This is a genomic window from Flavobacterium ginsengiterrae (genome assembly GCF_039539785.1).
In the GTDB taxonomy this organism is placed as follows: domain Bacteria; phylum Bacteroidota; class Bacteroidia; order Flavobacteriales; family Flavobacteriaceae; genus Flavobacterium; species Flavobacterium ginsengiterrae.
This window is the reverse complement of the sequence record NZ_BAABDU010000003.1, coordinates 1,230,404-1,242,253: the sequence shown is the minus strand read 5'-3', so window position 1 is coordinate 1,242,253 and position 11,850 is coordinate 1,230,404. Positions and strand designations below refer to the sequence as shown.

The 11,850-nt window shown below is 35.7% G+C and carries 7 protein-coding genes; 5 read left to right on the top strand and 2 right to left on the bottom strand.

Features of this window, described 5'->3' with window-relative positions; genetic code table 11:
* Positions 1-15: 15 nt before the first annotated feature.
* Together ABD859_RS08240 and gldJ are read right to left on the bottom strand one after the other, a co-directional pair.
* Complete coding sequence (locus ABD859_RS08240) at positions 16-1,302, bottom strand: UDP-N-acetylmuramoyl-tripeptide--D-alanyl-D-alanine ligase (protein ID WP_345142754.1); 1,287 nt, start codon at positions 1,300-1,302, stop codon at positions 16-18.
* A gap of 118 nt (positions 1,303-1,420) precedes the next feature.
* A complete protein-coding gene (gldJ, locus tag ABD859_RS08235; RefSeq protein ID WP_345143890.1) occupies positions 1,421-3,106 on the bottom strand; it encodes a gliding motility lipoprotein GldJ in 1,686 nt (561 codons plus the stop codon).
* A gap of 213 nt (positions 3,107-3,319) precedes the next feature.
* Between gldJ and porU the strand changes: the two genes are divergently transcribed.
* The 5 genes from porU to ABD859_RS08210 all read left to right on the top strand — a co-directional run bounded on the left by porU (position 3,320) and on the right by ABD859_RS08210 (position 11,791).
* Positions 3,320-7,156 (top strand): type IX secretion system sortase PorU, encoded by a 3,837-nt coding sequence (gene porU, locus ABD859_RS08230; RefSeq protein ID WP_345142751.1) that lies wholly within the window; start codon positions 3,320-3,322, stop codon positions 7,154-7,156.
* A gap of 41 nt (positions 7,157-7,197) precedes the next feature.
* Positions 7,198-8,406, top strand: a complete 1,209-nt coding sequence (porV, locus tag ABD859_RS08225; RefSeq protein ID WP_345142748.1) for a type IX secretion system outer membrane channel protein PorV — start codon at positions 7,198-7,200, stop codon at positions 8,404-8,406.
* Between the two features lie 78 nt (positions 8,407-8,484).
* Entirely contained in the window at positions 8,485-8,967 is a 483-nt protein-coding gene (gene cdd / locus ABD859_RS08220; protein ID WP_345142745.1) for a cytidine deaminase, read from the top strand.
* 159 nt (positions 8,968-9,126) lie between these two features.
* Positions 9,127-10,125: a pyruvate dehydrogenase (acetyl-transferring) E1 component subunit alpha gene (pdhA, locus tag ABD859_RS08215; protein WP_095928018.1), complete on the top strand. Its 999-nt coding sequence runs from the start codon at positions 9,127-9,129 to the stop codon at positions 10,123-10,125.
* A 4-nt stretch (positions 10,126-10,129) separates the two neighbouring features.
* On the top strand, positions 10,130-11,791 hold the full coding sequence (locus ABD859_RS08210; protein WP_345142741.1) for a pyruvate dehydrogenase complex dihydrolipoamide acetyltransferase: 1,662 nt from the start codon (positions 10,130-10,132) through the stop codon (positions 11,789-11,791).
* Positions 11,792-11,850 lie beyond the last annotated feature (59 nt).

Here is an 11,850-nt window from a genome sequence, read left to right as displayed (position 1 = left end):
AGTCGGATATTTTTTTTAAGATATATAATCTAAAGTACGTTCCAGCGCCATTCCTCTGGATCCTTTTATTAAAATTGTATTATCAGTAAAATGAACCGTTTTTAGATAATCAGCAAAAGCATCAAATGTTTCATAAAACTGAATGTTTTCATTTGAAATTTTATTCTCGTAAAATGATTTTCCAATCAAATAACATTTAGACTTATCCTGATTTGATAAAGATTCGACAATAGCTTTATGTTCGTCGTGGCTTTCATTACCAAGTTCGAACATATCACCCAGAATCATGATTTTATTTTGATTTTCTAACTGAAGAAAATTAGTAATTGCCACTGCCATACTACTCGGATTTGCATTGTACGCATCCAGAATAATTTGATTTGTACCTTTATTTAATAACTGAGATCGGTTATTTGCCGGAATATAGTTTTCGATTGCCTCTTTTATCAAAGTATCTTCAACATTGAAATATTTCCCAATTGAAGCCGCTGCATTAATATTATTCGCATTGTAAAGTCCTATTAAATGAGACTCAACTTTAAAATCAGCATATTGTACAATAACAAAAGGATTGGCTTCAATACTTTTAATATTTAAGTCAGCAGACTCTTTATTAATTCCAAAAGTAAAAGATTTAATTCCGGTTGATCTTTCAATTTGAATAGGATCTTCCAGATTTACAAAAACAGTTTTATCATTTTTAGACAAATACTTATACATCTCACTTTTGCCTTCAATAACACCTTGCACTCCTCCAAATCCTTCTAAATGTGCTTTTCCAAAATTAGTTATATAGCCATAATCCGGCTGGGCAATTTCGCACAAAAATTCTATTTCCTTTTTGTGGTTTGCTCCCATTTCTACAATTCCAATTTCTGTTTCTTTAGTAAAAGAAAGTAAAGTCAAAGGAACTCCAATATGGTTATTTAAGTTTCCAATTGTTGCTTTTGTTTTAAACTTTTTAGACAAAACAACATTAATAAGTTCTTTTGTAGTGGTTTTACCATTACTACCAGTAAGAGCAACGATTGGTAGTTTTAAATAATTACGGTGAAATTTTGCCAGTTCCTGAAGCGTTTCTAAACTATTTTTAACCAAAATAGTTCTGTCATCAACAAAATACGATTCATTATCTATAACAACATATAATGCACCTAAATCAAGCGCTTCTTTAGCAAAAGTATTTGCATCAAAATTTTCGCCTTTTATAGCAAAAAACATAGAATCTTTTTCAATTTTTCTAGTATCAATTGAAAGAGAACTGCATTTTAAAAACAAGTTATGAATGTCTTGAATATTCATTTAATTTTATTTTAATAGATCATAAAAGTAGAAAAAAAAGAATAAAAAAATTCCAAATTCCAGACTGAATATGCAGTTTTTGGAATTTGGAATTTTCTATATTAGAATTTCTAAAATCTTAGTTTCTTGGTGATTTTCTTCTTTCAGTTTTAGCACCTACTCTAGACATTGCACATCTGAAACCAATGTAATCAGTTGCCATATCCTGAGGGAAGTATCTTCTTTGAGCTGGATCTAACCAATAAGCTCTGTCTCTCCAAGATCCTCCTTTGTAAACTCTTACTTTATCATCGATTAAAGTAGTACGTTTACTAGAGTTATCATATTTTCTGATCATTTTTCCTAAACTATCAGTAGTGATGTTATGTTTAGGAGAATTGTACATTGCCTGATCTGCTTTTGATCCTGACTCAGAATCTCCAAAGTCAAAATATCTTGAAGATTGTTTATCACCATCTCTGTAATTGATATTATCACTTGTACTGAAGTTTGTTCTCAAGTAAGTTTCTTGTTCATCAACAGGAACCTGAGCAATTTCTCCAGGAAGATTTCTAGCAATAACTTTTCCGTTACTTAAAGTATCGTATTTAATAGTTGCAGTTGAAACGATTTCTAACTTACCATCTTTACCAATTTTGTTTTTAGCATATTGATTACCTCTGTAGTAGTTGAAATCATTTGCTTCATTATCAATAATAGGTCTGTAAACATCGGCAACCCATTCTGCAACGTTACCTGCCATATCGTATAATCCGAAATCATTAGCAGCATAACTTTTTACAGCGTTTGTGATATCTGCACCATCATCTGACCAACCAGCAATTCCACCGTAATCACCGTTTCCTTGTTTAAAGTTAGCCAATTGATCACCTCTGTTTTTACGTTTGTTAGAACGTGTATAATCTCCAGACCAAGGATATTTCTTTTGTCCTTTGTAGATATTATATTCTCTTTGTCCAACATCTGCCGCAGCAGCATATTCCCATTCTGCTTCAGTAGGAAGTCTGTACTCTGGTAAAATGATTCCAGAAGAACGTTGTGCGTAAACATTTTTCTCTTCAGGAACTGCACCATCTTTACCTGGTCTTGGTCTTCTTCCGTTAGGGTTTTTCTTTAAAACTAATTCTTCATTCCCACCATAAGTTGTAGATGGAGAAGCAACGTAAGCTTCAGTATTAAATAAACTTTCTGCACTTACATCATTTGTTTTTGCACCTTTTTTAAGATATCCGTTTTTCTCTAAAACAGCTTCGTTCACACGGTCTGTTCTCCATTTACTAAATTCAACTGCCTGAATCCAGTTAACACCAACTACAGGATAGTTAGCATAAGATGGGTGTCTTAAATAGTTATTAGTCATCGTTTCGTTGTATCCTAAACGATTTCTCCATACTAAGGTATCAGGAGATGCACCTTCGTAAATATTTTTGTAATTTTCTTCTGTTGGAGGGAAAACTTTCTTTAACCACTCTAGGTATTCTAAGTACATACCATTAGTAACTTCGGTTTCATCCATGTAGAATGATTGAACGTGTTGTTGAGTTGGAGTGTTATTCCAATCGTGCATAACATCATCCTGTACTTTACCCATTGTAAACGTACCTCCTTCAACAAAAACTAAACCAGGACCAGCCTGTTGTTTTTTACCTGCATTTCTAGCAGCCGTTCCATTCTGACTATCTACATCCCAGCCAGTTGCTCTAGAAGCGTGAGTGGAACTAGATTTTTTGCTACAACTAGCCGTGCCCAACATCAATACCATTGACATCATTAACTGCAAGACTACAATTTTGTTTACTTTCATACTCATTCTTAGGTGATAAATTTAGGTGCTGCAATATAATAATTAACATTTAATTAGCAACATCTGTTCTAATAATTTTATTTCACTGTTTTTTCCCAGAAAATAACCTTTAGTTACGAACGCAAAAATATACTTTTTATTATTTACTGTAACATGAAATACTATATTTTTACTTACTAATTTTTTTTTGATTAAATTTCGTTTTTGAAACCAATGAAACAAGCCCTAATCCTATACTTTATCTTCATTCCAATACTCTCATTTTCTCAGGTAAATGGGGACTTCACGATTGATTGGCAAAACAAAAAAGAAACAAATTACGGCGAGAGTAAAATCACAATTCCATACTTTTCCGGAGACGGTTTTCGCTTCGACATTACAAAAAAAAGCATAACATTACTCCTAAATCTGAATCAATCTAACATTACAAACGGCAGTTCTGTCGAACTAACCGGAGTAAATTATGAGACAATTTCAAAAGCCGAATTAGGAGATTTATTACTCGAAAACATTCCGGACAAACTTAATGAAACGTTAAAAATTACAAATTCACGAGACATAAAACAGGTTTTTCTTTTTCTTTCACCTTTAATTAAAGAAGGAAATAGTTTTAAAAGAGTCAAATCTTTTTCTTACACGATTCACAACTCAGCAGTAAGAAACAGTAATTCTTCGAGCTTTCAAAAATCGGCTGTGGTTTCAAATTCTGTTTTGGCTTCTGGCGACTGGTATCGCTTTTATATCGAGAAGTCGGGCGTTTATAAAATCTCAAGATCTTTTTTACAAAGCCTCGGATTTGATGTGGGAAAAACAGATCCAAAAAGAATCAAAATTTACGGTAACGGCGGACGAATGCTTCCACTGGCAAACAGCGTTTACTATCCCGAAGATTTAGAAGAAAATGCAATTCAGATAATCGGCGAAAGTGATGGAGTTTTCAACAATGAAGATTACATCCTTTTTTATGGTGAAGGTGTTGAAAATTGGGACTCCGAAAATCTAACAAACCTTAATTTATACGATACTAAATCCTATTATTATATTACCGCTTCCGGAAATGAAGGCAAAAGAATTTCCAACCTAGGACAGCCTTCCGGAAACAGCACTTTGGAACTAAACACGTTTGATGACTATCAATTTCACGAAATTGACCAGACCAACATCGCCCATTTAGGGCGTCAATGGCTGGGAGAATCGTTTGACATTAATCAGGACCAGGAATTCAGCTTTAACTTTCCCAATCTTGACACAACAGTTCCTGTAAAAATAGAATTAAATGCCGCAGCAGCAGCGTTTGCAGCCACTTCATTTAACGTTTCCGCAAATGGACAAAATATTGGAACGATTAATATAGGAAGTATTACTGCAAATTCAGATATTAAATATTTAGACCAAAAACTACCAAACAACACCACATTTACCGGTGCAGAAACCATAAAAATTAAACTTACCTATAATAATAATGGTGTTCCGGGATCAAAAGGCTATCTGGACTACATTAATCTTACCGCAAAAAGAAAACTTCTGGGAACAGGAAAACAATTTAAATTTCAGTATGATTTAGCAGGTTCTTCAACAGGCATTGTAAATTATAACATAGGAAACGCATCTGGAATTTCTCAAATTTGGGATGTAACTGACCTATATAATGTATCAAAAATTGAAAACGCAAATCAAACAGCTTTTAGCTTTAAAGCTGCTTTAGGCGAAATTCGAAAATACATTGCAATTGACGCTTCGGATTATTATACTCCATTAAAAGAAAGCCAGTCAAAAGTAGCCAATCAAAACCTTAAAGGAACTATTTTTAAAAACAGCCAAAACAACTTTCAGGATATTGATTATGTAATTGTAACCCCAAAATCATTGTCGTCGCAGGCAGAAAGATTAGCCAGTTTTCACCGCACCAATTCTAATTTAAATGTAAAAGTCATTTCACTTGAAAACATCTATCAGGAATTTTCTTCGGGAAAGCAGGACATTGCTGCTATTAGAAATTTCATTCGATACATTTACAACAATGCTTCTTCTTCAGACAAAAGAATAAAATATTTAAATCTCTTTGGAGATGCTTCATTCGATTATAAAAACCGAATTTCCAACAACAATAACATTGTACCTATATACCAATCCTTAAGAAGTAATAGTGTTGGTGAAGCCGGATTTGCTTCTGATGATTTTTTCGGACTTATGGATTCTAACGAAGGCGTCGTTTCTTCACCTTTTGGCGGAATTGATATTGCCGTGGGAAGAATGCTCGTTTCAGACAATGCACAAGCCCAGGAAATGGTTAATAAGGTTTTAGAATATCATGACACAAAATCATACGGAAACTGGAAAAACAATATTGTCTTGATAAGCGATGATTCCGACAAAGCCTCTGACGCCACTTTACAAGCTCGTCAAAACAGTTTAGCCGATAAAATCGCAGCTGAAAAACCTTTTTTTAATGTCGACAAAATTCTTCTCGATTCTTACACACAAGAAGCTTCTGCGGGCGGTGCGCGATATCCAAAAGCAAGAACCGACTTTTTTAATGATTTTGAAAAAGGCGCTTTAATCTTTAATTATCTGGGGCATGGCGGTGAAGACGGACTGGCAAGTGAAAGAATTTGGGAAAAAGCTGATGGCCAAAACCTAAACAACCAATACAAATATCCATTATTTATAACCATTACCTGCGAGTTTTCAAGATTTGACGATCCTTCGAGACCTACAGCTGGAGAATATGTTTTTTGGAATCCAAAAGGAGGTGCTATTTCTATGTTGACCACTATTCGTGAAATAGGCCAGCCAAATGCCGAAAATTTTAATGACATTTTAAATAAAAATCTTCTTTCATACGGCTCTAATCAATATAACAGTATTGCTGAATCTCTTAGAATTTCAAAAAATGAAAGTCCTAGCTCATCAAGCAATGTTGTAGTATATCTTGGAGATCCTGCTTTGATGCTTGCAATTCCAAAACCCCGAATTAATTTAACGAAAATTAATGATATTGTGATTTCTCAGTCAATTCCTGATTTTAAATCATTGGCAAAAATTAAAATTTCGGGCGAAATAACAGACGAAAATAATGTTCTTTTAAGCAATTACAATGGCGAACTGGCAACGGCAATTTTCGACAAAATGATTACTTCGTCAACCTTAAATAATGATGGATATAGTCCTGCAATGTCATTTAAAACTTTGGGAGAAACCATTTTTAGAGGAAACGCCACCGTTACCAACGGACAATTCGAATTTAGCTTTGTAGTACCCAGAGATATTCGTATCCCGGTAGATAATGGCCGAATTAGTTTTTATGCCAAAAAAAATCAGGCATTAGAAAATCAATCCGGTTATAACACCGCAATTAAAATTGGCGGTATAAACGAAAATGCCCCTCAGGACAATATAAGTCCAAAAGTTAAGTTATATATGAACGACGAAACATTTGTATCTGGCGGCATTACAAATGCATCTCCATTTCTTCTGGCCTTTTTGGAAGATGAAAACGGGATAAATACTGCCAGCGGAATTGGTCACGATATTATAGCTGTACTAGACGGTGATGTCAGCAATCCTTATATTTTGAATGATTATTATCAGACAAAATTAGATGATTATACAAACGGGAACCTGCGTTTTCCGCTTAGAAATTTATCGGCAGGACTGCACACCATAACTTTTACAGCATGGGATGTATACAATAATCCCGTAACAAGCGAAATACAATTTGTAGTTGTAGGCGATGAAGAATTAACATTAACACATGTTCTTAATTATCCAAATCCATTTTCAACCTATACTCAGTTTTGGTTTTCACACAACAGACCTTACGAGCCCTTAGATGTTCAGGTTCAGGTTATGACCATTACAGGAAAAATTGTTTGGACTAAGAATCAGATTATCACAACAGAAGGTTTTTTATCAAGAGAAATTACGTGGGACGGAAGGGATGATTTTGGAGACCGAATTGGAAAAGGAGTTTATATTTATAAACTCACGGTTAAATCTAATTTAACAAATAAAAAAGCAGAAAAATACGAAAAACTTGTCATTCTATAATATTGTATATATTTGTAACATAAATACCATTAAGCCCACAAATGAAAAAAATATCGTTTCTATTAATTTGCTTATTAACTATTACATTCGCAAAAGCCCAAGATATTGAGCGCCCAATTACAACTGGAGTACCGTTTTTATTAGTCGCAGCCGATGCGAGAGCTGCAGGTTTAGCAGATCAGGGTGTTGCTACTTCTTCAGATGTTTTTTCTCAACAATGGAACCCCGCTAAATATGCATTTGCAGAAGATGCTCAGGGACTTTCTATCAGTTACACTCCTTATTTAACAGATCTAGCCAATGATATTTCTCTGGGTCAGGTAACGTATTACAACAAAATCAACGACCGAAGTGCATTTGGAGGTAGTTTTCGTTATTTTGGTTTTGGAGGAATTGAGTTAAGACAAACCGGAGATCCTAATGAACCTACAAGAGAAGTTAATCCAAACGAATTAGCTCTTGATGGATCTTACTCATTAAAACTAAGCGAAACATTCTCGATGGCTGTTGCTGCAAGATACATTCGTTCTAACTTAAAAGTTGCAACAGAAGATGTAGATGCATCAGCTGCTAGTTCATTTGCTGTAGATGTTGCTGGTTTTTATCAGTCAGAAGAAATTGCTTATTCAGATTTTAACGGAAGATGGAGAGCTGGTTTCAATCTTCAAAATCTTGGACCAAAAATAAGTTATGATAATGACGACATGAGCGCCAACTTCTTACCTGCTAACTTAAGACTTGGAGGTGGTTTTGATTTTATTTTTGACGAATATAACAAACTTGGAGTAAGCGTTGAACTTACTAAACTTTTAGTTCCAACTCCTCCGGGACCTGGAACACCTTACGATGCTAATGGTGACGGTGATTTTACAGATCCGGGAGACATCACTCAGGCTCAGGCAGACGAAGCAAACTATAAAAAATATAAAGATATTGGATGGGTATCTGGGATTTTTAAATCTTTTGGAGATGCGCCAGGCGGATTTAGCGAAGAACTGAAAGAGATAACTTATAGCGCTGCGGCAGAATATATGTATCAGGATGCATTTGCAATGCGATTAGGATATTACCACGAAAGCCCTATGAAAGGAGCAAAACAATTCTTTTCTTTAGGTGCCGGATTTAAATACAGCAAGATAAAAGTTGATGTTTCATACTTATTCTCTGCATCAAAAGTTAAAAATCCTTTAGAAAATACACTTCGCTTTTCTTTAACCTTTAACTTTGGCGACAAATACGAGACTTATTAAAGAAAACACATAAAAAAATAATAACAATCCAAATTCCTGACTTTTTAGGAATTTGGATTTTTTTTCCTCAAAATAAAAATGAAAGAAATAAGCATAACATCGTCGTTTACTATTTACGATAATATCAACGAACTTCCTCAGGACATACAAGATTTAATGAATCAGGCAGTCGAAGTTCGCAAAAAAGCCTATGCGCCTTATTCACAATTTAAAGTTGGAGCCGCTTTACTGCTCGATAATGGAAAAGTAATTTTAGGATCTAATCAGGAAAACGCAGCATACCCATCAGGATTATGCGCAGAAAGAACTGCGATTTTTTATGCCGGAAGTGCATATCCGGAATCTAAAATTTTAAAAATGGCTATCACAGCTGCTTCAGACACAAATCAAACTCAGGCTCCAATTCCACCTTGCGGCTCTTGCCGTCAGTCAATTGCAGAATACGAAATCAAGCAGGACACCCCTATTGAAATTTATTTTATGGGAGAAATTGGGGAAGTTTACAAATCTGCCTCCCTTAAAAATCTTCTTCCTTTTATGTTTGATAAAAAGTTCTTGTAAAAAAAAGCCAAAAAGTATCGTTTAAATTTTACTTCTTAGATGTAATGTCTTATTTTTGCATCCCGACCTTTCGGGCGCAAATTTGTGGGAGGAAACTATTTTGCGTTACAGGCACAATAATCGATAACACAAACAACTTTAGCAAAAGAAAGAATTCAGATGAAAGAAGTTACAAAAGAGGTATATTTAAAGTGGTATGAAGACATGCTGCTTTGGAGAAAGTTTGAAGACAAACTTGCAGCGTTATACATTCAACAAAAAGTTAGAGGTTTTCTACACCTATATAATGGTCAGGAAGCTGTATTAGCAGGCGCATTGCACGCTATGGATTTGACCAAAGATAAAATGATTACGGCTTACAGAAACCACGTTCAGCCAATTGGTATGGGAGTAGATCCTAGAAACGTAATGGCAGAACTTTTAGGAAAAGCAACAGGAACTTCTAAAGGTATGGGAGGTTCTATGCACATTTTCTCTAAAGAACATGGTTTTTACGGAGGACACGGTATCGTAGGTGCTCAAATTCCTGTGGGAGCTGGTATTGCTTTCGCTGATAAATATTTTAATACAGGTGGTGTTACCATGACTTACTTTGGTGACGGAGCTGCCAGACAAGGTTCTCTTCACGAAGCTTTCAACATGGCAATGTTATGGAAACTTCCGGTTGTATTTATCGTTGAAAACAACGGATATGCAATGGGAACTTCTGTAGAAAGAACTGCAAACCACACTGACATCTGGAAATTAGGTTTAGGTTACGAAATGCCTTGCGGACCTGTTGACGGAATGAATCCTGTAAAAGTTGCCGAAGCAATGCACGAAGCTATCGAAAGAGCTCGTCGCGGAGACGGACCAACTTTCCTTGAAATGAAAACGTACCGTTACAGAGGACACTCAATGTCTGATGCACAATTATACCGTTCTAAAGAAGAGGTTGAAGAGTACAAAAAAATTGACCCAATTACTCAGGTTCTTGATGTAATTTTGGATCAAAAATATGCTACACAAGAAGAAATTGAAGTAATTGACCAAAGAGTTAAAGACTTAGTTGAAGAATGTGCGAAATTCGCTGAAGAATCTCCATATCCAGACTTACAACAATTATACGATGTAGTATACGCACAAGAAGACTATCCATTTACACCTCATAAACTATAACATCATGGCGATTAAAGTAACAATGCCTCGTTTGAGCGATACTATGACGGAAGGAACGGTAGCGACTTGGCTTAAAAAAGTAGGCGACAAAGTAAGCGAAGGAGATATCTTAGCTGAAATTGAAACAGACAAAGCAACAATGGAGTTCGAATCTTTTAACGAAGGAACTCTTTTACATATCGGAATTCAAGCTGGAGAAACTGCTCCTGTTGATTCATTATTAGCCATCATTGGTAACGAAGGAGAAGATATTTCTGCTCTTTTAGCTGGTGGTGACGCTCCTGCTGCTAGTTCCGAAGCTTCGGAACCAAAAGCGGATGCTCCTGCTGCTGAAACAAAAACAGAAACTGCAGCTCCTGCTCCCGAAGCTTCGGGACTAGCAGCTGAATTACCAAAAGGAGTTGTAGTAGTAACAATGCCTCGTTTGAGCGATACTATGACAGAAGGTACAGTAGCAAGCTGGTTGAAAAAAGTTGGCGATACTGTAGCTGAAGGTGATATCTTAGCAGAAATTGAAACAGACAAAGCCACTATGGAGTTTGAGTCTTTCAATGCTGGAACTTTATTATACATTGGAATTCAAGAAGGAAACACTGCTCCTGTTGACAGCTTATTAGCTATCATTGGACCTGCAGGAACTGATATTTCTGGAATTGCTGAAAATTATACTGCCGGAGGCGCTGCACCTGCAAGTGCTCCTGCTGCTGAAGAAACAAAAGCTGCTCCAGCTGCTGAAAAAGCACCGGAAGCTGCTGCTGAAACTTCAAACGGAAGAATTTTAGCTTCTCCATTAGCTAAAAAAATTGCTTCTGATAAAGGAATCCAATTATCTCAGGTAAAAGGATCTGGAGAAAACGGACGTATTGTAAAAAGCGATATCGAAAACTTTACTCCATCTACGCAAGCTGCTCCTGCTTCTAACGCTTCTGCACCTGCAAAAGCTGAAGAAAAAGCTGCTCCAAAAGTATTTGTTCCTGCTGGTGAAGTTTTCACAGAAGAGATCAAAAACTCTCAAATGCGTAAAATCATTGCTAAACGTTTATCTGAGTCATTATTCACTGCTCCTCACTACAACCTAGTGATCGAAGTAAGCATGGACGAAGCTATGCAGGCAAGAGCTGCAATCAACAGCGTTCCAGATACAAAAGTATCTTTCAACGATATGGTAATCAAAGCTTGTGCTTTAGCATTGAAAAAACACCCAAAAATCAACTCTACTTGGAAAGAAGATGCTATCATTATCAACCACCACGTAAATATTGGTGTTGCTGTAGCAGTTGAAGACGGATTAGTTGTTCCTGTATTGAAATTTACAGATGCTATGAGTTTATCTCAAATTGGCGGAAACGTAAGAGATCTTGCCGGAAGAGCTAAAAACAAAAAATTAGGACCACAAGAAATGGAAGGAAGCACATTTACAGTTTCTAACCTTGGAATGTTTGGTATTACTGAATTTAATTCAATTATCAACCAACCAAACTCTGCAATCCTTTCTGTAGGTGCAATTGTTGAGAAACCAGTAGTTAAAAACGGTCAGATCGTAGTTGGAAACACAATGATGTTATCATTAGCATGTGACCACAGAACTATCGACGGTGCAACTGGAGCTCAGTTCTTACAAACATTAAAACAATACATCGAAAGCCCAGTTACAATGTTGGCGTAATCGTTGTTAATTTTATAATTAAATCCCGTTTTGTTTGTTCAAAGCGGGATTTTTTGTTT